This window comes from Hymenobacter latericoloratus (assembly GCF_014199535.1).
GTDB classification, from domain to species: domain Bacteria; phylum Bacteroidota; class Bacteroidia; order Cytophagales; family Hymenobacteraceae; genus Hymenobacter; species Hymenobacter latericoloratus.
The window spans coordinates 198317-219786 of the sequence record NZ_JACHNV010000005.1; the positions used below are offsets into that span (position 1 = coordinate 198317).

22 protein-coding genes are annotated in these 21470 nt (G+C 58.0%); 17 read left to right on the forward strand and 5 right to left on the reverse strand.

The annotated features are described in order from the left end of the window. Positions 1-5: 5 nt before the first annotated feature. Positions 6-1004 carry a glycoside hydrolase family 43 protein gene (locus GGU46_RS16620; RefSeq protein WP_183404685.1) on the reverse strand — a complete coding sequence of 333 codons (999 nt, stop codon included), beginning with the start codon at positions 1002-1004 and terminating at the stop codon, positions 6-8. 292 nt (positions 1005-1296) lie between these two features. On the opposite strand from GGU46_RS16620, the gene pruA reads away from it, so the two are divergent. Further along, a complete protein-coding gene (gene pruA / locus GGU46_RS16625) occupies positions 1297-2967 on the forward strand; it encodes an L-glutamate gamma-semialdehyde dehydrogenase (protein WP_183404686.1) in 1671 nt (556 codons plus the stop codon). A 98-nt stretch (positions 2968-3065) separates the two neighbouring features. Here the strand turns inward: pruA and GGU46_RS16630 are convergent, their stop codons facing one another. Then, positions 3066-3662, reverse strand: a complete 597-nt coding sequence (locus tag GGU46_RS16630) for a Uma2 family endonuclease (RefSeq protein WP_183404687.1) — start codon at positions 3660-3662, stop codon at positions 3066-3068. A 134-nt stretch (positions 3663-3796) separates the two neighbouring features. Between GGU46_RS16630 and GGU46_RS16635 the strand changes: the two genes are divergently transcribed. The 12 genes from GGU46_RS16635 to GGU46_RS16690 all read left to right on the forward strand — a co-directional run bounded on the left by GGU46_RS16635 (position 3797) and on the right by GGU46_RS16690 (position 14997). Beyond that, a complete protein-coding gene (locus GGU46_RS16635; protein WP_183404688.1) occupies positions 3797-4189 on the forward strand; it encodes an NADH-quinone oxidoreductase subunit A in 393 nt (130 codons plus the stop codon). Between the two features lie 69 nt (positions 4190-4258). After that, the gene (locus GGU46_RS16640) at positions 4259-4813 is read left to right on the forward strand and encodes an NADH-quinone oxidoreductase subunit B (RefSeq protein WP_281378894.1); all 555 of its coding nucleotides are present in this window, start codon (positions 4259-4261) and stop codon (positions 4811-4813) included. Between the two features lie 94 nt (positions 4814-4907). Further along, positions 4908-5471, forward strand: a complete 564-nt coding sequence (locus tag GGU46_RS16645) for an NADH-quinone oxidoreductase subunit C (RefSeq protein WP_183404689.1) — start codon at positions 4908-4910, stop codon at positions 5469-5471. 18 nt (positions 5472-5489) lie between these two features. Next, a complete protein-coding gene (locus GGU46_RS16650; RefSeq protein ID WP_183404690.1) occupies positions 5490-6758 on the forward strand; it encodes an NADH-quinone oxidoreductase subunit D in 1269 nt (422 codons plus the stop codon). Between the two features lie 22 nt (positions 6759-6780). Continuing rightward, positions 6781-7350: an NADH-quinone oxidoreductase subunit NuoE family protein gene (locus tag GGU46_RS16655; RefSeq protein WP_183404691.1), complete on the forward strand. Its 570-nt coding sequence runs from the start codon at positions 6781-6783 to the stop codon at positions 7348-7350. A gap of 12 nt (positions 7351-7362) precedes the next feature. Continuing rightward, positions 7363-7719 (forward strand): hypothetical protein, encoded by a 357-nt coding sequence (locus GGU46_RS16660; RefSeq protein ID WP_183404692.1) that lies wholly within the window; start codon positions 7363-7365, stop codon positions 7717-7719. Positions 7720-7731: 12 nt separating this feature from the next. After that, positions 7732-9072, forward strand: coding sequence for an NADH-quinone oxidoreductase subunit NuoF (nuoF, locus tag GGU46_RS16665; protein ID WP_183404693.1), 1341 nt, complete (start codon positions 7732-7734; stop codon positions 9070-9072). Between the two features lie 143 nt (positions 9073-9215). Next, positions 9216-10217, forward strand: coding sequence for a 2Fe-2S iron-sulfur cluster-binding protein (locus GGU46_RS16670; RefSeq protein WP_183404694.1), 1002 nt, complete (start codon positions 9216-9218; stop codon positions 10215-10217). Between the two features lie 136 nt (positions 10218-10353). Further along, positions 10354-11436: an NADH-quinone oxidoreductase subunit NuoH gene (nuoH, locus tag GGU46_RS16675; protein WP_183404695.1), complete on the forward strand. Its 1083-nt coding sequence runs from the start codon at positions 10354-10356 to the stop codon at positions 11434-11436. A 62-nt stretch (positions 11437-11498) separates the two neighbouring features. Beyond that, the gene (locus tag GGU46_RS16680; protein WP_183404696.1) at positions 11499-12074 is read left to right on the forward strand and encodes a NuoI/complex I 23 kDa subunit family protein; all 576 of its coding nucleotides are present in this window, start codon (positions 11499-11501) and stop codon (positions 12072-12074) included. Positions 12075-12133: 59 nt separating this feature from the next. Next, entirely contained in the window at positions 12134-12646 is a 513-nt protein-coding gene (locus GGU46_RS16685) for an NADH-quinone oxidoreductase subunit J family protein (RefSeq protein ID WP_183404697.1), read from the forward strand. A 602-nt stretch (positions 12647-13248) separates the two neighbouring features. After that, a complete protein-coding gene (locus GGU46_RS16690) occupies positions 13249-14997 on the forward strand; it encodes a serine hydrolase domain-containing protein (protein ID WP_183404698.1) in 1749 nt (582 codons plus the stop codon). Positions 14998-15050: 53 nt separating this feature from the next. Here GGU46_RS16690 and GGU46_RS16695 read toward each other — a convergent pair whose 3' ends face one another. The 3 genes from GGU46_RS16695 to GGU46_RS16705 all read right to left on the reverse strand — a co-directional run bounded on the left by GGU46_RS16695 (position 15051) and on the right by GGU46_RS16705 (position 16691). After that, a complete protein-coding gene (locus GGU46_RS16695) occupies positions 15051-15425 on the reverse strand; it encodes a hypothetical protein (RefSeq protein ID WP_183404699.1) in 375 nt (124 codons plus the stop codon). A 79-nt stretch (positions 15426-15504) separates the two neighbouring features. Further along, positions 15505-16107, reverse strand: a complete 603-nt coding sequence (locus GGU46_RS16700; protein WP_246399068.1) for an RNA polymerase sigma factor — start codon at positions 16105-16107, stop codon at positions 15505-15507. A gap of 122 nt (positions 16108-16229) precedes the next feature. Next, positions 16230-16691, reverse strand: coding sequence for a MaoC family dehydratase (locus GGU46_RS16705; protein ID WP_183404700.1), 462 nt, complete (start codon positions 16689-16691; stop codon positions 16230-16232). 300 nt (positions 16692-16991) lie between these two features. On the opposite strand from GGU46_RS16705, the gene nuoK reads away from it, so the two are divergent. From nuoK to GGU46_RS16725, 4 genes are all read left to right on the forward strand, one after another. Continuing rightward, complete coding sequence (gene nuoK / locus GGU46_RS16710) at positions 16992-17324, forward strand: NADH-quinone oxidoreductase subunit NuoK (protein ID WP_183404701.1); 333 nt, start codon at positions 16992-16994, stop codon at positions 17322-17324. Positions 17325-17446: 122 nt separating this feature from the next. Next, positions 17447-19393 carry an NADH-quinone oxidoreductase subunit L gene (gene nuoL, locus GGU46_RS16715; protein ID WP_183404702.1) on the forward strand — a complete coding sequence of 649 codons (1947 nt, stop codon included), beginning with the start codon at positions 17447-17449 and terminating at the stop codon, positions 19391-19393. Between the two features lie 13 nt (positions 19394-19406). Then, complete coding sequence (locus GGU46_RS16720) at positions 19407-19919, forward strand: hypothetical protein (protein WP_184094083.1); 513 nt, start codon at positions 19407-19409, stop codon at positions 19917-19919. Between the two features lie 53 nt (positions 19920-19972). Next, positions 19973-21442 carry a complex I subunit 4 family protein gene (locus GGU46_RS16725; protein WP_183404704.1) on the forward strand — a complete coding sequence of 490 codons (1470 nt, stop codon included), beginning with the start codon at positions 19973-19975 and terminating at the stop codon, positions 21440-21442. The last annotated feature ends 28 nt before the right edge of the window (positions 21443-21470 follow it).

Here is a 21470-nt window from a genome sequence, read left to right on the forward strand (position 1 = left end):
AACTTTCACCTCACCGGTCCTTCCTGCTCCTGCCACGAGGGCGTGCCACCCGTAACCAGCCGGGGCCAGCCATCCACGTATTCCAGCCGGTCCAGCAGCAGTACGCGGCGGGAGAAGCCTTGCTCGTCGTCAATGGCGTCGAAGGTGGGCTGTCGGAGGTCGATGGCGTGGTAGGCCAGCCAATCCTGCCCGGCCGCGTCCGTGACGACGCAGTTGTGGCCGGGGGCGAGCCAGTGCTCATTGCCTTCCAGCAGCATGGCGTAGGGGTTGCCAGTGGCTTCGGCCAGGGTTTCGAAGGGGCCGGTAGCAGCGCGGGACCGGGCCACGAGCACGCCGTAATGCGCATCGGGGCCGCAGCAGTTGTTGCCGGAATAAAACAGGTAGTACCAACCGTGGCGCAGCACCACCCAGCTACCTTCCAGCAGTTGGTCGTAGCGGCGCGGGTCGCCGGCCCCGGCGGGCTCCAGCAGGGGTATTTCCTCACTGCCCGGCGCGAAGGAAAGCCGGTCTTCGGCTAGTTCCCGCACCCGCAGCGCCCCGAAGCCCGAGCCCCAGTACAGCAGCCGCTTGCCGGTGGCAGGGTCATCAAACGCCATCGGATCGATTTCCAGGAAGCCTGTGCCGCATTGCAAGGGTGCGCCTACATCCCGGAACGGTCCGGTGGGGGCAGCGGAGGTAGCCACGGCCAGGCAAAGCCCGGCCCCCGAATCAGGTTTGGCCGAATAGTAGAGGTAGTAAATGCCGTTGTGCTCACTTACGTGCGGGGCCCAGAACTTCTGCGTGGTACTCGCCCACACGGGTTTCTGCGGCAGGCCTTCGCCCAGGTATTCCCAGTGCACCAAATCCTGAGAGCGGGCTACCTGCAAGTTGATGATAAGGTTGCCAGGCCGCTTGGTCTGGGTGCCGTAGGCGTAATAATAGCCATCCGTCGCCCGGATGATAGTAGGATCCGGAAAGTCGAAATCCCAGATGGGGTTGCGGTAGGTAGCGGCGGGTTTGGGCATAACAGCGGGGGTAGGCAGATGTGCTTATGCAAACGGATTCCGGCTGGCTTGGATATCAGGCCCTCTCTGAGCCACAGATGCTTCCGGGCTGAAATGGGTGTGGCACGGACCTCAGTCGGTAACCTTTTGCCCGGATGATTTGAATCTGAGGCTACGGGCATAAGTCCGTGCACACCTGCTCCAGCCTGGAAGCCCACTTGTGGTTTCATGCGAAGCGGGGATTTCGCGCAGGTGGCTACCTTTGCCCCTACCTCCCTCCACCATCCAAGCCCCCACAAAACCAGTACGTATTATGGCCAACGCCTTCTTTAACGTTCCCGCTCCGGTCAACGAACCCGTGAAAGGGTACGCGCCTAACTCACCCGAGCGCACCGAGCTGCTCAAGACCCTGAAAGAGTTCAAGCAGCAGGAGCGCGACATTCCCATGCACATTGGCGGCCAGGAAGTACGCACCGGCAACACCCAGCGCATCTTCCCGCCCCACGACCACCAGCACACCCTGGGCTATTTCCACGAGGGCACTGCTGACCACGTACAGCAGGCCATTGACGCCGCCCTGGCGGCCCGTCCCCAGTGGGCTGAGCTGCCCTGGGAGCAGCGCGCGGCCATCTTCCTGAAAGCCGCCGAGCTGCTGGCCGGCCCCTACCGCGCCCGCCTCAACGCGGCCACCATGCTGGGCCAGAGCAAAAACGCCTTCCAGGCCGAAATCGACGCCGCCTGCGAGCTGATTGACTTCTTCCGCTTCAATGTGCACTTCATGCAGGAGCTGTACCACCAGCAGCCCCAGAGCCAGCCCGGCATGTGGAACCGCCTGGAGCACCGCCCCCTGGAAGGCTTCGTGTTTGCCCTTACGCCCTTCAACTTCACCTCCATTGCCGGCAACCTGCCTACCTGCGTGGCCCTGATGGGCAACGTGGTGGTGTGGAAACCCGCCAACACCCAGATTTACTCGGCCCAGGTGCTGATGGAACTGTTCAAAGAAGCCGGTCTGCCCGATGGCGTTATCAACCTGATCTACGTGGACGGTCCCGTGGCCGGCGACGTTATCTTCCAGCACCGCGACTTCGCCGGTATCCACTTCACCGGCTCTACGGGTGTGTTCCAGAACATCTGGCAGACCATCGGTCAGAACATCAAGCGCTACAAGAGCTACCCCCGCATCGTGGGCGAAACCGGCGGCAAGGACTTCATTGTGGCCCACCCCTCGGCCCACGCCAAGGCGGTAGCCACGGCCATTACCCGCGGCGCTTTCGAGTACCAAGGCCAGAAGTGCTCGGCCGCTTCGCGCATTTACCTGCCCAGCAACCTCGCCGACGAAATCCTGGGCTACGTGAAGCAGGACCTCGCTTCGTTCAAAATGGGCGACGTGGAGGACTTCTCGAACTTCATCAACGCCGTTATCAGCGAAACCTCTTTCGATAAGCTGGCCAAGTACATTGATGGGGCCAAAGCCGACAGCAACGCCGAAATTGTGGCGGGTGGCGGCTACGATAAGTCGAAGGGTTACTTCATTGAGCCCACGGTTATCGTAACCAAGGACCCCAAGTACACCACCATGTGCGACGAGCTGTTCGGCCCGGTGGTGACGGTGTACATCTACGACGAAGCCGAGTTCGAGCAAACCCTGGAGCTGGTCGATTCGACCTCGCCCTACGCCCTGACCGGCGCCATTTTCTCCCAGGACCGCTACGCCATTGAGCTGGCCTCGAAGAAGCTGGTGCAGGCCGCCGGCAACTTCTACATCAACGACAAGCCCACCGGGGCGGTGGTAGGCCAGCAGCCTTTCGGCGGGGCCCGCGCTTCCGGCACCAACGACAAAGCTGGCTCCCTGCTGAACCTGCTGCGCTGGGTGTCGCCGCGCGCCATCAAGGAAACGTTCGTGCCCGTAACCGACTACCGCTACCCCTTCCTGGGCGTGGAAACCGGCGAAAACCTGAACGTAACCGGCCAGGGCGGCTTCTAAATTGATTTGATTTCCTGGTAAAGAAGAACGCTTCCTCAGAATTTCTGAGGAAGCGTTCTTCTTTACCAGGACAGTGCCTGAGTAGATAGTTTCTTTGCCTAATTCATCTGGGGCCTATCCAGCTGGGGTATAATACTCAGTTCATTGTAGATATCGGTCAGAGGCAGCGTAATACCCAACTCTGGCAACGTTACGGCATCATCTTGACTGGCTAGGGGCGTAAACGACCACACACCCGAGGGCTCCCGGCGGTACCACTCCACCAGCCAGTTGCTGGCCGATACCAGCAGGTAGTGCTGCAAGGAGGACAACTGAGTGTAGCAGCTGAATTTCCATACCCGGTCATAGCTTTCCGTGCCCGGCGACAACACCTCGATAATCAGTACCGGGTGATGCATCATCACTTTGTCCGGCGAGTCGTCGGAGTGGCATGTGACCATCACATCGGGGTACGTATATAGCTCACCCTGCAGCACGGCCAGACGCACGTTCTCATCGTACACCCGGCAGCCTTTTCCACGCAGAGCCAGCCGTAGGCTTATCACGCTGTTCTGCTTCACAATATTGTGCGTGCCTACCCCACCTGACATGGCAAACACTTCGCCGCGGTAGAACAAGTGCCTTTCTTCCGAGGCTTCTTCCAGGGCAAAGTATTCCTCCACGGTATAGCGGCGGGCGGTAGCTAATTGTTCCATGCGGGATAGGCAACTGGTTTCTCATCAAAGATACACCTTTCCCCTACCCTCCGATTTCTCGTTTGTTCCGCCCGCATTTCGTGGTACCTTTGCCTTCCATGCCGTTTCTGAGCGGCCTTACCCTGTCGATGTCTATGCTTCTCGCTGTCCCGACCCAATACCAGCCTTCTGATTTTCTGCCGATTATCGTGCAGTTCGTACTGGCCATAGCCTTCGTTGCTTTTTCCATGATAGCCTCGCACCTGCTGGGCCCGCGTCGGAAAAGCGTGGTAAAAGATGAAGCCTTCGAGTGTGGCATCGAATCGGTGGGCAACGCCCGCACTCCGATTTCGGTGAAGTACTTCCTTACGGCTATCCTCTTTGTACTCTTTGACGTGGAGGTAATCTTCATGTACCCTTGGGCCGTGAACTTCCGCGCCTTGGGCACCACGGGCTTCATCCAGATGATTGTATTCCTGGCCCTGCTGATGGCCGGCTTCGCCTACGTTATCAAAAAGGGCGTTTTGCGCTGGAATGAGTCGCGCTAAAGCAACCTTTGGCCCTTGGCCCGTGTTGCCTGAATGAAGCCCCGCGCTTCCCCAAACTGACTGATCCTCATGGAAAATAGAGCTCCTGAAGTAAAAATGGTAGATGCACCGGAAGGCCTGGAAGGCGCCGGCTTCTTTGCTACCTCCCTGGAGAAAGTAGTGGGTATTGCCCGCGCCAACTCCCTCTGGCCCCTGCCTTTTGCTACCTCCTGCTGCGGCATCGAATTCATGGCTACCATGGGCGCCCGCTACGACATTTCCCGCTTCGGCTCCGAACGCCCCTCGTTCTCGCCCCGGCAGGCCGACCTGCTGATGGTAATGGGCACCATCGCCAAGAAAATGGCCCCTATTGTCAAGCAGGTGTACGAGCAGATGGCCGAGCCCCGCTGGGTGCTGGCCATGGGTGCCTGCGCTTGCTCGGGTGGTATCTTCGACACGTACTCCGTGCTCCAGGGCATCGACCGTATTATTCCGGTGGATGTGTACATTCCCGGCTGCCCACCCCGCCCCGAGCAGGTACTTGATGGTCTGATGCGCATCCAGGACCTGGCCAAAAACGAATCCCTGCGCCGCCGCAACTCGCCCGAGTATCAGGCCCTGTTGGCGTCTTACAACATTAAATAGAGCTGTTAGCTGTTAGCTCATCGGCTATTAGCTTCTGTACTGAAGCCTGCCGATGAGCTAACAGCTAACAGCCACTAGCTAACAGCTCAAGATAATGGCTGACCAGAACGAATCTACCCCGGCCCAGGAAGTCGCCGCTGCCCAGGACCCGGCAACGCAGAAAAATGCGCAGCTGCTGGCCTTACTGCACCGCTTGTTCGGCGAGGACACTTTCACCGATGTGGAAGAGCCCTACGGTCTGCTGACTGTCACGACTACGCGGGAACGGATTCACGATATCATTGCCGGCCTGCAGCAGGATCAGGAGCTCCAAGTAAACTTCCTGACCACCATGTGCGGCATGCACTTCCCCGATAAGGAAGGTCAGGAACTGGGCATGGTGTATCACCTGCACAGCCTGGTGCACAACGTGCGGCTGCGCCTGAAGATCTTCTTCCCCATCTCGGATCCAGTAGTGCCCACGATGACGGACCTCTACTCCACTGCTAACTGGATGGAACGTGAGGCCTACGACTTCTTTGGCATCCAGTTCCCGGGGCACCCCAACCTTATTCGCATCCTCAATGTGGAGGACATGGACTACCACCCCATGCGCAAGGAGTACGCGCTGGAAGACGGTACCCGCGAAGATAAAACCGACCTTTTCTTCGGCCGCTAGGCCCCTGATACCTTTATCATGGCAGTAAACGATACGCTGGAAGGCACCCGCAAAATTGTGGAAGAGGCCGAGGTGCAACGCCCTAACCTGCACCCCCTGGCGCCTTCCGTCAACGACTTCAACCAGGAGTTGACTACGCTCAACCTGGGCCCTACCCACCCCGCTACCCACGGCATCTTCCAGAACATTCTGCAGATGGATGGCGAGCGGATTGTATCGGGCGTGCCCACGATTGGCTACATTCACCGTGCTTTCGAGAAGATTGCCGAGCGCCGGCCCTTCTACCAGATTACGCCCCTGACGGACCGGATGAACTACTGTTCGTCGCCCATCAACAACATGGGCTGGCACATGACGGTAGAGAAGCTATTGGGAGTAGAAGTACCCAAGCGCGCTCAATACATGCGCGTGATTCTGATGGAGCTGGCCCGTATTTCGGACCACCTCATTTGCAACGGTATTCTGGGGGTAGATACGGGGGCCTTCACCGGCTTCCTCTACCTGATGGACGAGCGGGAGAAGATCTACGAAATCTACGAGGAAGTAAGCGGCGCCCGCCTGACCACCAACATGGGCCGCGTAGGCGGTATGGAGCGCGACTTCACTGACGTGGCCATCCAAAAGCTGCGGGCCTGGCTGAAAACCTTCCCGGCCGTGATGAGCGAGTTCGAGAAGATGTTCAACCGCAACCGCATCTTCATGGACCGGGTGGTGGACGTAGGCGCTATTTCCGCCGAGCGGGCCTTGAACTACGGCTTCACGGGTCCCAACCTGCGCGCCGCCGGCGTCGACTACGATGTGCGGGTAATGAATCCCTACTCCAGCTACCAGGATTTCGAGTTTGAAATTCCGGTAGGCACCAAGGGCGACACCTACGACCGGTTCATGGTGCGCAACGAGGAAATCTGGCAGAGCCTGCGCATCATCAACCAGGCGCTGGAAAACCTGCCTGAAGGCCCTTACCACGCCGACGCGCCCCACTACTACCTGCCGCCCAAGCAGGCCGTGTACAAGAACATGGAAGCCCTTATCTATCACTTCAAAATTGTGATGGGTGAGATTGAGGCCCCAGTGGGTGAAGTGTACCACTCAGTAGAAGGTGGCAACGGGGAGTTAGGCTTCTACCTGGTTTCTGATGGAGGCCGCACGCCCTACCGCCTGCACTTCCGCCGTCCTTGCTTCATCTACTATCAGGCCTACACCGAAATGGTGACCGGCCAGACCCTCTCCGATGCCATCGTGACGCTGTCGTCGATGAACGTAATTGCCGGCGAGCTGGACGCGTAGTTTTTTGCTGAATTTGACTTTTATGGAGACGACTGCCGTCAAGCCGCAATTTTCCGAAGCCGCCCAGGCTGAAATCAAGCGTCTGCTCACCCACTACCCCGACGAGCGCCGCAAGTCGGCCCTACTGCCTGTCCTGCACATTGCACAGGCCGAGTTCGGTGGTTGGGTAAGCCCTGAGGTACAGGATCTGGTAGCTGAAGTATTGGATATCAAGCCCATCGAGGTATACGAGGTGGCTACCTTCTATACCATGTTCAACCTGAAGCCGGTAGGCAAGCACGTACTGGAAATCTGCCGGACGGGCCCCTGCATGCTGCGCGGCTCCGATGAGCTGACAGCTCACCTGGAGCGCATTACCGGCGCCAAAGTGGGCGGCCCGGCTTCCGAGGACGGTTTGTTCACGTTGAAGGAGGTTGAGTGCCTGGCGGCTTGCGGCTTCGCTCCCATTGTGCAGGTGCGCGAGAAGTACTACGAGCAGCTCGATACTCCGGAAGCCGTGGATGCCATGCTCACAGAACTGCGCAACCAAGTGCACCGTCCTGCTTTGCCGTGGGAAGAAACCGGCCTACCCAACGCGCTGGCCAACAACTAATTATTTGCGGCCATGGACAAACGAAATAAAGACCTACCGCTGATTGTCTCGGAGATTCTCATTGAGATGCACGAGATGAAAGAAGCTCTCAACCGAGTAGCATCTGTTGTTGTGAAGCAGCAGGAGCATATGAGTTCTATGTTCAGTGTGTTGCTCGATGAGAATAAAAAGAACGTGTCGTTCATGGCTTCCATAATGGCTGACACGCGACAGGAAAATATTTCGCTCATTAATGAGGTTCGGCGCGAAGGCGAAGAAGGTCGTCAGTTCATGGTCTATTCCATCAATAAAGCATTGGGGCAACAGCAGCAGACAAGCGCCGCTTTCGAGCAACGTCTGGCTGTGCTAGAAGCGAAATACAACGGCTAACTGCCTACTACTATGGGACGCAAACTGCTGACCGAACATATTAACGTTGAAGGCATCAACACCTTTGAGGTATACCGCAAACACGGCGGCTACCGCTCGGTGGAGAAGGCCCTCAAAACCATGACTCCCGACGAGGTGGTGGAAGAAGTGAAGAAGTCGGGCCTGCGGGGCCGCGGCGGCGCGGGCTTCCCCACCGGCATGAAGTGGAGCTTCCTGGCCAAGCCCGAAGGTGTGCCGCGCTACCTCGTCTGCAATGCCGACGAATCGGAGCCGGGCACCTTCAAGGACCGGCAGCTGATGTCGAAGCTGCCTCACCTGCTCATCGAGGGCATGATTACGAGCTCGTACGCCTTGGGCGCTAACACCTCGTACATCTACATCCGCGGCGAGCTGTTGTATGTGCTGCGCATCCTGGAAAAAGCCATTGCCGAAGCATATGCCGCTGGTTTCTTGGGCAAGAACATTCTGGGCTCGGGCTACGACCTGGACTTGCACGTGCACCCCGGCGGTGGCGCCTACATTTGCGGGGAGGAAACTGCTCTGCTGGAATCGTTGGAAGGCAAGCGCGGCAACCCGCGCAACAAGCCCCCATTCCCGGCTGTGCAGGGCCTGTACGCCCGCCCGACGGTAGTAAACAACGTAGAATCCATTGCCGCGGTACCGGTTATCGTGAACGAGGGCGGCGACGAGTACGCCAAGATTGGCGTGGGCCGGAGCACCGGCACCAAGCTGATTTCGGCTTGCGGCCACCTCAACAAGCCGGGCATCTACGAAATTGAGCTGGGCCTACCCGTTGAAGAGTTCATCTATTCCGATGAGTACTGCGGCGGCATCTGGAAAGGCCGGGAGCTGAAAGCAGTAGTTGCCGGTGGCTCCTCCGTGCCAATTCTGCCCAAAGAGCTCATCCTGAAAACCGCAGCCGGCGAAAACCGCCTCATGACTTATGAGTCGTTGTCGGATGGCGGGTTCGTGACGGGTACCATGCTGGGCTCCGGTGGCTTCATCGCCATGGACGAGACAACCTGCATCGTGCGTAACACCTGGAACTTCAGCCGCTTCTACCACCACGAGTCGTGCGGGCAATGCTCGCCCTGCCGCGAGGGAACGGGCTGGATGGAAAAGGTGCTGCACCGCCTGGAGCACGGCCACGGCCACATGGAGGATATCGACCTGCTGGTAAGCGTGGCCAAGCAAATCGAGGGCAACACCATTTGCCCGCTGGGTGAAGCCGCCGCCTGGCCCGTTGCCGCTGCCGTACGTCACTTCCGCCACGAGTTTGAGTGGCACGTGACCCACGCCAAGGAAGCGGCCCAGCCCGGTGCCGTGTACCGGACCAATGCTGTGCTGGCGTAACTTTAGAACGTCATGCTGAGCTTGCCGAAGCATCTCTACCGCTTCGTGACAGGCTTCCTTGATTACCCTCGGTAGAGATGCTTCGGCAAGCTCAGCATGACAGTAGTTTTGCTGGCGGGCCGAACTAACGACTTCAACTGATAATGGCTAAAATAACTTTCGACGGCGTTGAGGTAGAAGTTCCAGACGGAACCACTATCCTGAATGCTGCCCGCCAGATTGGGGGTAGCATCGTGCCCCCAGCCATGTGCTACTACACCCCGCTGAAAGGCTCGGGCGGTAAATGCCGCGCCTGCCTCGTGCGGGTAGCCGCCGGCTCGGCCAAGGACCCGCGCCCCATGCCCAAGCTGGTCGCTTCGTGCGTGACGCCGGTGCAGGACGGGATGGTGGTAGAAAACACTACCTCCGAGCAGGTGCTGAACGTGCGCAAGGGCATTGTAGAGATGCTGCTCATCAACCACCCGCTGGACTGCCCCGTGTGCGACCAGGCCGGGGAGTGCGACCTGCAGAACTTTGCCTTCGAGCACGGCGTGAGCACCACCCGCTACCAGGAAGAGCGCCGCACCTTCGAGAAAATCGACATTGGGCCGTTAATTCAGCTGCACATGACGCGCTGCATCCTGTGCTACCGCTGCGTGTACACGGCCAATCAGATTACCGATAACCGGGTGCACGGTGTGCTGGGCCGCGGCGACGCCGCCGAAATCGGCACCTACATCGAGAACATCATCGACAACGACTTCTCCGGTAACGTTATCGACGTATGCCCGGTGGGCGCCCTCACCGATAAAACGTTCCGCTTCAAGTCGCGCGTGTGGTTCACGAAGCCCGTGAATGCGCACCGTGACTGCCCCAAGTGCTCCGGTAACGTGGTGCTGTGGTACAAAGGCAAAGATGTACTGCGCACGACAGCTCGCAAGGACCAATACGGCGAGGTAAAGGAGTGGATCTGCAACGAGTGCCGCTTCGAGAAGAAGGAAACCTCGGACTGGATCATTGAAGGTCCGGCCCACATTGACCGCTCTTCAGTAATTTCGGCTAACCACTACGAGCTGCCCGTGCTCAATCAATCGGTAGTAGCCGACCTGCCCGAAAGCACCCAGCGCGACCTGGAAAAGAACCCGCCGCTCAAGCTGGGTAGCTAGCCACAAGGTCCTGTCATCCTGAGCGGAGCGAAGGACCTTATCACCTGATGACGTGAACATTTGGGCTGCCCGAATGTGATAAGGTCCTTCGGTCCGCTCAGGATGACAGCATTTTCTATAGATTTCAACCTCTCCAATGATTGAACTACCCGCTCTAGGCTGGCAATCCATTGTCATCTTCGTCGTATTTGCGCTTTCGCTGCTGATTGCGACTTATTGCACCTATGCGGAGCGCGTAATTGCCGCGTTTCTGCAGGACCGCGTAGGCCCGGACCGCGCTGGCCCCTACGGCCTGCTCCAGCCCCTGGCCGACGCCGTGAAGATGTTCACCAAGGAAGAGTTCTTCCCCGGTGGCGCTAATAAGGCTCTGTTCATCTTCGGCCCCTGCCTGGCTATGATTACGGCTCTGATGTCGTCGGCGGTAATTCCGTTCGGCAACAACGTGAGTTTCGGCAACAACAGCTTCTTCCTGCAAGGCATTGAGGTAAACGTAGGCATGCTGTGGGTGTTCGGGGTAGTATCCCTGGGTGTGTACGGCGTGATGATTGGCGGCTGGGCCTCCAACAATAAATTCTCCCTGCTAGGGGCCGTGCGCGCTGCCTCCCAGAACATCAGCTACGAGCTGGCCATGGGCATGTCGCTGATTGCGGTGCTGATGATGTCGGGCACGTTGAGCCTGCGCGAAATCACCCTGCAGCAGTCGGTGGCCGGCGAGTGGCACTTCTGGAACATCGTGAAGCAGCCGCTGGGCTTTATTATCTTCTGCGTGTGCGCCTTCGCCGAAACCAACCGCACGCCCTTCGACTTGCCGGAGTGCGAAACGGAGCTGGTAGGCGGCTACCACACCGAATATTCCTCGATGAAGCTGGGCCTTTATCTGTTCGCCGAGTACATCAACATCTTCGTGGCTTCGGCCGTGATGAGCGTACTGTACTTCGGGGGCTTCAACTTCCCCTTCCAGTACGAGCTGCGCGACTGGCTGGTAAGCAGCCAGGGCTGGGAGCTGGCTTCGGCTCAGAACCTGATTACAGTGCTGGGCACGGTAGGCTTGTTCGCCAAGATTTTCGGCTTCATCTTCTTCTTCATGTGGGTGCGCTGGACTTTGCCCCGCTTCCGCTACGACCAGCTGATGCGCCTGGGCTGGACCATTCTGATTCCGCTGGCCGTTGTCAACATCCTCATCACCGGCGGGCTCATCCTGTTCGGGGTGATTCAGTAACTTTCCATCCCTACCTCGTTGCGGCCGCTCAAACCTGGCCGTAACACATGGTCTGACGATATATGCAACTCACTAATAGAGCCAAGAAATTAGAGAAGAAGCCGATGACCCTGGCTGAGCGGGCTTACCTGCCCGCCATCTTCCAGGGCCTGAGCATCACGATGCGGCACTTCTTCATGAAGAAAGCCACCGTGCGCTACCCCGAGGAAGTGCGCCCCTTCTCCCCCGTATTCCGGGGCCTGCATGTGCTCAAGCGCGACGAGCAGGGCCGGGAGCGGTGCACCGCCTGCGGCCTGTGCGCCGTTGCCTGCCCGGCCGAAGCCATTACCATGGTAGCCGGCGAGCGGAAGAAAGGCGAAGAAGGCCTCTACCGCGAGGAAAAGTACGCCATCAGCTACGAAATTAACATGCTGCGCTGCATCTTCTGCGGCCTCTGCGAGGAAGCTTGCCCAAAGGCTGCCGTGTACCTGCAGCCTGATAAGATTGCGCCCCCGCGCTACGAGCGGGACGAGTTCATCTATGGCAAAGACCGTTTGGTGGAGCCCGTTTCGCCGGATGCCCGCTCAGTAAGAGGCATTCAGCTCACGCCGGAGCAGGCTGATGCCCTGCGCAACAAGTTAGCTCAACAGCCTGCCTAGACTTACCCCCTACCCCCTTGCCAAGGCCGAAACCAGGCAAAGCGGTTAACTCCTCCGATATGTCTCCTCTTTTTCTCTTCCTGGCTTTCGTGGCGCTGCTTAGCGCGCTGGGCGTGGTATTCGCCAAAAACCCGGTGCATAGCGTGCTGTTCCTGATCCTGACGTTTTTTGCCTTATCGGGTCACTATCTGCTGCTGAACGCGCAGTTTCTGGCCGCTGTGAACATCATCGTATATGCCGGCGCTATCATGGTGCTGTTCCTGTTCGTGATTATGTTCCTGAACCTGAACGTGGACACGGAGCCCCACAAGCCTGCCCTGGCCAAAATTGCGGCGGCCGTTGCCGGCGGTTCCTTGCTGCTCATTCTGGTGGCGGCTCTTAAGGATGTACAACCCACCGGCGCTACCCTGGATGCGACCTTCGACTCGCAGATTGGCATGGTGGACCGGCTCGGTCTGGTGTTGTATCAGCAGTATCTGCTACCCTTCGAGCTGGCTTCGGTACTGTTTCTGGTGGCTATGGTGGGCGCTGTGATGCTAGGCAAGCGGGAAGCCGGAGAACGGAACTTCTAACAGCCATTGCAACATCTAAAAAAAGGCCGCTGGGGAATCAGCGGCCTTTTTTATTGCCAACTACCTACGTGAATGAGCTTACCCGCAACTATAGCCTCTGCGCGACCTTCAGCCAGACAGAAAACCAGAGCTTATTCACCTGTTCAAGCGACCGGGCTGGCGTGTCAGGAAATCATTATGGGCCGGTAGCGAGCCGGAAAACGAATGGGCTGTGTTGAACCTGGATGGGCCTGACAGCGCGCTTCTCCTGCACGGCATCATTCGCTACACGGAACCACACTGGGCGCTTCTGACAGCGTTGCTTGCCTGCACTACGTGCCCCTATCAAGTAGAAGTGTACCGGCAAGATGGTATTCTCATGCGTGAGCAACGGGGGTGAACACCAAGTCAACCAGCAGCAAATAGAATTATCCTAATACTTTTTCTAAACAACTAGATGATAATATCAGGTAATACGACCCGCATTTTATTAGTATAATGCAAGTTTATACCCCGATATGCCAGCTTTTTTATCAAAAATATTTAATATACTTGTAAGTCTGCATTCAGACTGCAATAGCTGCATTTAGCTGTGATAGGCACTCTTTTGTTCTAGTAGTTTTGTGAAGAAGCTGCTCGCCCTGCTACTGGGCTTGCTTGTGTTGCCGGCGTGGGGTCAAACGGGGGTGCCGGCCGGCGAAACGGCGCCCGTTGATGCCGTTGTGCAGAAGTTTATGAGCCGCTGGAAGATTCCGGGTGCCTCCGTGGCCATCAGCCGCCAGGGCAAGCTGGTGTATGCCCGCGGCTTCGGCCACGCCGACCTGGCTAAAACCCAGCCGATGACGCCCGCTACCCTGCTGCGGGTGGCCAGCGTTTCGAAGCCCGTCACGTCGGTAGCCATGATGAAGCTGCTGGAGCAAGGGCAGCTCAGCCTGCAACACAAAGTGTTCGGGCCGGAGGGCTACCTCAATGACGACTACTACACCAGCGTTATCACCGACCCGCGCATCTATGACATTACAGTGCGGCAGCTGCTGGAACACGCCGCCGGCTGGAACCGCGACGCCGGGGTGGACGGCTTCAGTAGCTCCGACCCCATTGATTTTCCGCTGCACGTGGCCCGGGTAATGCAAGTGCCCAACCCCGTCGGCGACTCCACGCTGGTGCGCTACCTGCTGAGCCGGGGGCTGAACTTCACGCCGGGCACCCGCTTTGCCTACTCTAATATTGGCTACCTGGTACTGGGCAAGATTATCGAGAGGCTAACCGGCCAGCGCTACGAAGCCTGGGTGCGCAGCAACATCCTGGAGCCGGCAGGCATCCGGGAAGCTCACCTGGGCCGCAACCTGCGCACGGCCAAGCTGGAAAACGAAGCGGAATACTTCTGCCCGGCCACGGGCGAGTCGTGCTACGGTACGGGCAAGAAAGTACCGTACGCCTACGGCGGGGCCAACCTGGAAGCCATGAACGCGCACGGCGGCTGGCTGTTCACGGCCCGCGACCTGGTGCGCCTGTTGCTGGCCGTAGATGGCTCGCCTACCCGCCCCGACATTCTGCTGCCCGCAACCCTGGATACGATGACGGCCCCGTCGGCCGAAGCCAAGCGTTATGCCAAGGGCTGGATGGTGAACTCCAAGCGGGGCTTATGGTGGCACACGGGCTGCCTCAACGGCTCCACCAGCCTGGTAGCGCGCACCGATGACGGCTACACCTGGGCCATTCTGCTCAACGCCTGCCCCAACACCAACCGTTTCTGGAATGAGGTAGAGGACCTAGGGTGGGAATGCATCAACAGCACAGCCAACTGGCCCACCTACGACCTTTTTCCGCCCGAGCGAAATGCTACTCAGCTTCGGGTAACGCACCGGGGTAGCAAATCGGCTACACTGGCCTGGGCCAATGGCAACGGTACGCACCGCCTAGTAGTGGTGCGCGAGGGGGGGCCGGTTGATGCCTTTCCCGTGGACGGGCGCACGTACGCCGGCGGCCGCACCCTGGGCCAGGGCGCCAGCCTGGGTAATGGCAATTATGTGGTAGCGGCTGGCCCCGACAGCGTAGTACAGGTAATGGGCCTGCAGCCCGGCCGCACCTACTACGCTCGGGTAATGGAGTACCGGCTGCAGGCCCAAGGCGCTATGTGGCCTGTTTACACATTCGATGGCAACCCGGTGCTACGTGTGCAACTCCCGGAGGCTCCGGTAGCTAAGGCAAGAACAAAAGTGGGTACGCGCCCTAAGGCTGTAGCTGGCAAGATGCACCCCAGGAAGCCGGCCACCTCCTCGGCTGGCACTACCTTGCCCCGTGCGCCGGCAACTCCTCAGCCTGCCTCTTTAAGCCGGCTGCGTACTCTGCTGAGCTGGCGCAAGGGCTAGCACTGGATTAATCAGCAAAAACCCCTGGCAGCGGTGTCTGTCAGGGGTTTTGTTCAGGGAGTGGTAGGAGCTTCTTCAGCGGGGCGGCGGCGCATCCAGGCGGGTCCGCAGGCACCCTGCATCTTCAGGCGGAATTTTTCTTGTTCCTCGGGGGTAAGGCCCGCCATCCGGGACTCCATTTTCTGCTTCCAGAGTTTGCGCTGCCGGGCCCAGGCTGCCCCCCGGCCCCCCCTACCCCACCCGCCGAACAAGATGCGGGTAAGTAGCAGCAGCCCCAGTGTTTGCCAGAACGTAATAAAAGGGCCATGGAACAGGGTCGGCACCAGCCAGTTCCACAGGCCCATGGTCAGGTAGCCGGCGGCCGCTATAAACAAGGCCGCAAAAAGTATGAATTTGAGGCCGCGAAACAGCCAGAAGGAGCGATTCATCTTGTTAGCAGTATAAATCGGAACGTGGGTCAGTGGTACAACGCCTGCGCGTGGCGCCGGGCCCTTGCTCTGGGGTGGGTTAATCAGTAAACAGCTCGTTGTAAAGGGTCTGCAGGCGCTTGCGCAGGTGCTGCACGGCGTAGTGCTTGCGCGAAATCAGGGTTTTGAGTGGTACGCCCGTTTCCTCCTCCATTTCCCGGAACGTCTTGTCCTCCAGTTCGTGCCAGATAAATACCTGGCGCTGGGCAACCGGCAATTCCGCCAAGGCATCGGCCAAGGCTTCCATCAGCGTTTCCCGTAGCAGGCGGTTCTCCGGCGCATCATCGGGGGCGGGCAGAATGTCGGCTAGCAGCAGCGAGTTTTCATCCTCGTCGCGGCCACGAATCAGCTCCTCTTCCAGGGACGACGGGCGCTTACGCCGGTACAGGTCGGTGATGCGGTTGCGCGCCACCCGGAACAGCCAGGCCGCGGCCTGCTCCACCGGCCTGAGCATGCGGTAGCTTTCCACCAGCTCGGCAAACACATCCTGTAGCACGTCTTCGGCTTCGGCCTCATCGGGGATTCGACGGCGGATAAAGGCCAGCAGCCGCCCGCGCTGGGTGCGCACGGCTTCCTGAATTTGCAGGTCCTGGTGGCCAGCCGTCATCAGCGAAGCATCGAGGGGTAGTGCGATAGGTTCCATTCTGTTCCGGCAGACGCGGAAGCAGATGAAATACTTTATAAGAAGTAGAAATAATTGCGCGCACTACCCCTGCCGCCGCGTGAAAGTCCGTTTTGCGCCGCGGCGGGGGTAGGGCGCTGGCTTTATATAAAATGATACAGGAAGGTGATGACGCCGGTGTAGGCGGGCTTGCGGCTGCCCTCAATTTCCAGGGTTACTTCAATCCGGGCCTTGGCAATGCCGCGCAAGTCCTTCACCGATAGCAGCTTGGCCCGCAGGCGCACGCTGCTTCCTACCGTCACGGCCTGGTTAAAGCGCAGGCTTTCAATTTCGTAGTTCACCTGCATCTTCAGATTCTCAATTGTTACAATCTGATTCCAGAGGTAGGGCAGCAACGAAACCGTCAGGTAGCCGTGGGCAATGGTGGCCCCGAAAGGCGACTCCGTTTGGGCGCGCTCAGCATCCAGATGAATCCACTGAAAGTCGAGGGTAGCGGCCGCGAACTGGTTGATTTGCTCCTGGCTGATGACGTGGTAACCGGAAATGCCCAGCTCCTGGTCTTCGTACTGCTGAAGCTCGGCGAGGCTGCTGATGATAATGCTCATGCGGAAGGAAGGTTGAGAGTTCAGAAAGCGAAGGTAAGGCAGCCGTGGCGTTCGGGGCCCAGTAAAACGTACTGTACGCCTCCTTCCCTACCCCCCTGCGACGGCTAAACCCTCCGTGGGCCACAACCCAAGTGGCAGCCAGATGCCGCTTCCTGCCCAGTCTGCTGTGCCTGGCCCCGGTTCTGCCCAACGGGGCCCGATTTAAGGGTGGCGTTTTCCGATTTTCAGGATACCTTTGCCGGCTAGTTGCCCTTACCTCATCCGTGAGTGAGGGCGTCCTTTCGCCGTCAGCCTCACCGCATGGACCAGAACATACCGCAGGTTATCCAAACGGTACCTCTCCAGTACTACGTCTTTTTCGCCGCCGCTCTGTTTTCCATCGGTGTACTGGGCGTACTCACCCGACGTAATGCCATTATCATCTTTATGTGTGTGGAGCTGATGCTCAACGCCGTAAACGTGCTGCTGACGGCTTTTTCAGCCTACCGCGCTGACCCCAACGGACAGGTATTCGTGTTTTTCATCATGGCCGTAGCGGCCGCCGAAGTAGCGGTGGGCCTGGCCATCATCGTGATGATTTACCGCAACCTCCAGAGTACCGACGTCAATCTGCTTAACCGCCTGAAGTTCTGATTTCACGCGGTTACCAAGCTGCGGACCCAAGGCTCCTACCTGTTGCGCTGCTCGCAACCTTCCTACACGGTAGAGGTCTTTGGTTCCGCCAAGGATAACCATGTGATTCTGCATCCCTGCTTATGCAAGAACAAGTAATACCCGCTGCCAGCGCACCGTACTCGACTTTGCTGTACGTGCTCATTCCGCTGTTGCCGTTTCTGGGCTTTCTCATCAACGGGCTGCTGAACCGGCGCCTGTCGGGCACGGTAGCCGGCCTGATTGGCTCGGCCGCGGTGCTGGGCTCGTTCCTGATTTCGGCCACGCTGTTCGCCACGTTCGAGTACCCCTACACCGTCACGCTGTTCGAGTGGATTCGGGTGGGCTCCCTGCAGATTCCGTTTAGCTACCAGATTGACCAGCTCAGCCTGATTATGCTGCTGCTGGTGACGGGCGTAGGCTTCCTGATTCATGTGTACAGCATCGGCTACATGCACCACGACGAGAACGTGGGCAAGTTCTTTTCCTTTCTGAACCTGTTCGTGTTCAGCATGCTGGTGCTGGTGCTGGGCGCCAACTTCGTGATTCTGTTCATCGGTTGGGAAGGGGTAGGCCTCTGCTCCTACTTGCTCATTGGCTTCTGGAATAAGAACACCAGCTACAACAACGCTGCTAAGAAAGCCTTCATTATCAACCGCGTTGGTGACCTGGGCTTCCTGCTGGGCATCTTCCTAATTTACCTGACTTTTGATTCGGTCCAGTACGCCGAGGTATTCCAAAAGGCCAGCACCTTACAGATTGGCACGGGGGTAGTAACGGCCATTACCCTGCTGCTCTTTGTAGGTGCCACTGGTAAATCGGCCCAGCTGCCGCTCTACACCTGGCTGCCCGACGCTATGGCCGGCCCTACCCCGGTTTCGGCCCTGATTCACGCCGCCACCATGGTAACGGCGGGTATCTACATGATTATCCGCGCCAACGTGTTGTTCACACTGGCCCCCAATACCCTGGAAGTTATTGCCATCATCGGCGGCGCTACGGCGCTATTTGCCGCTACCATCGGTCTGGCCCAGAATGATATCAAGAAGGTACTGGCCTACTCTACTGTTTCGCAGCTGGGCTACATGTTCCTGGCCCTGGGCGTGATGGGCTACAGCACTTCCCTGTTCCACGTCCTGACCCACGCTTTCTTCAAGGCCCTGATGTTCCTGGGTGCCGGCTCCGTGATTCACGCCATGAGCAACGAGCAGGACATGCGCCGTATGGGCGGCCTGCGGAAGTCGCTGCCCATCACGTTCATCACCTTCCTAATTGGCTGCCTGGCCATTGCCGGCATCCCGCCCTTCTCGGGCTTCTTCTCCAAGGATGAAATCCTGCTGCACGTCTACCAGCACAGCAAAGCCCTGTACGCGGTAGGCCTGTTCACCGCTTTCCTGACGGCTTTCTACATGTTCCGTCTGCTATTCCTCACCTTCTTCGGCGAGTTCCGGGGCACCGAGGAGCAAAAGCACCACCTGCACGAGTCGCCCGCTTCCATGACCCTACCCCTCGTTGTGCTGGCTATCCTGGCGGCCGTGGGTGGCTTCATGAACGCGCCCTTCTTCCTGGGCGAAGAAAACGCCTACCTCTCCAACTACCTCGCGCCCCTGTTCACGTACTCGCGCAAGCTGAACCCCGCAGCCTTTGGCCTGGAGGTTGACCACGCGACCGAGCTGATGCTGATTGGCCTCTCAGTAGGTGCGGGTGTGCTGGGTATTGTGTTTGCCTACGTGCAGTACGTGAGCCGCGGCGTACGCCCGGCTGAGGACGAAGCCCACCGCTCGGCCCCCGAAAATCTGGTGCATCACAAGTACTACATCGACGAGCTGTACAACGCCCTGTTCGTTAGACCGATCATGGGCCTCTCGCGCGGCCTCTACCGCTTCGTAGAAAACGGCATCATCGACCCCATCGTGAACGGCCTAGGCCGCCTGACCATGGGTGGTGGACAACTGCTGCGCTACGTGCAAACCGGCTCCGTGGAAACCTACCTGATTCTGATGGTGGTGGGTATCGTGCTGGTGTTGGCCCTGAACTTTGTGAAGTTTTAGAGCTATGTTTAGTTTGGCAGGAATAATTTCTTTATTGTTTCTTCATCAAACTTTTCAAGAAGCACAAACACCTATTTCAAAACCGCAAGAACAGACAATTATAAATACTAAATATGGCCGTATTAGCATAAGAGGTAAGTGGAAAAATACTGCATATAATCCAGACTCGCGCCAATACGAATTTACCAACGAGCAGAACGAGCTTTTAGCTATAACCAAAGCTCCTAAGAAAGATTATCCTTTCTATTCTTCTTCCTTCACAGATAATCATTTTGCACATGCTTACTACAAATGGGAATCTGAGTTCTGGAAGAATCAAGGGTTATCTTCACAAATGATTTTAAATGACAATAAAAGAAATTATGTCATTTGTAAATTCTCGGGAAAATTCGAGCAAAAACAAGTAAATAATACTTTTCTATTTGCGTCTAAAAAAGGCTTCGCTTATAATATTCTGATTACGTCTGACAAATTGAGTCAAGAGAAAAAAATAGAATTATTAACCAGTACTTATGAAGCTAATTAAATCTAACGAGAAACGATAAAGTCTCTCTTTAAACAGAACAACTCGCTTAGTTAATGCTGACTGTCCTTCTTCTACTCTGGCCCGTGGCGGCCGCCCTGCTGCTGCACTTCTTCAAAGGCCGTGCGGCCCGGGTTCCGGCGCTGGGCGCGGCGTTGGTTGAACTCGTGCTGGCGGCCTACGCGGCGTTCACCTTCAATGCTAACCACACCGGGCAATTCTCCTACAACCTCAACTGGATTCCTTCGGCTGGCATTCAGTTCGCGGTCGGTATGGACGGCCTGAGCCTGCTGCTGGTGCTGCTGACGGCTTTCCTGGTGCCGATTATTCTGCTGGCCGCCTTCCGCCGCAACTTTGAAAACGAAGGTGTGTTCTACGCCCTGGTGCTGTTTATGCAAACCGGCCTGATTGGCGTATTCACGGCGCAGGATGCCTTCCTGTTCTACTTTATGTGGGAGGTAGCCCTGATTCCGATTTACTTTCTGGCCGGCGTATGGGGCGGAGTGAACCGGGCCAAGGTCACGTTCAAGTTTTTCCTCTACACCATCGTTGGCTCGCTGTTCATGCTGGCCGGCTTTGTGTATCTCTATTTCCAGACCGGCGCTTCGGCCGACGGGCTGGCGGCGCACAACTCCAGCCTGGCCTCGTTCTACAGCCTGAACCTGCCGGCTGCAACCCAGATGTGGCTGTTCTGGCTGATTTTCGCGGCCTTCGCCGTGAAAATGCCCATCTTCCCCTTCCATACCTGGCAGCCCGACACCTACACGGAGGCCCCGGCCCCGGCCACCATGCTGCTCTCCGGCATCATGCTGAAAATGGGTATCTACGGCTGCATGCGCTGGCTGCTGCCTGTAGTGCCGCTCGGCGTTGACTACTGGCAGAACCTGGTGCTGATTCTGGCTATTATCGGCATCATCTACGGGGCCATCATTGCCATTCGTCAGCAGGACGTGAAGCGCCTGATTGCCTACTCCTCCCTCTCGCACGTAGGCCTGATGATTGCCGGCGTGTTTTCCTTGACCCAGATTGGCCTGCAGGGCGCCAGCATTCAGATGCTGGCCCACGGCGTGAACGTAGTCGGCATGTTCTTCATTGCCGACGCCATTGAGCGCCGTACCGGCACCCGCAACATCGCCGACCTGGGGGGCCTGACCCGGCAGGCTCCGGTCCTGACGGTGTGCTTCCTGGTGCTGCTGCTGGGCACTGTGGCCCTACCCCTCACCAACGGCTTTGTGGGCGAGTTCCTGCTGTTGGAAGGGGTGTTTGAGTACAATGCCTGGATGGGCGCCGTAGCCGGCGTAACCATCATTCTGGGCGCGGTGTACCTGCTGCGCATGTTCCAGCGTGTGATGCTAGGCCCCGATTCGTCGTTCACCGCCACCTTCACCGACCTTACGGGTGCCGAGCTGGCGCTGCTGGTGCCGCTCATCGTGCTGGTTTTCTGGATTGGCTTGTTTCCCGGCACCTTCCTGCACCTGTCGGAAGGCAGCGTGATGAACATTCTGAACGAGGTAGTAAAACGCTAAACTGCTGGCATGCCGCAGTAGCGGCGTC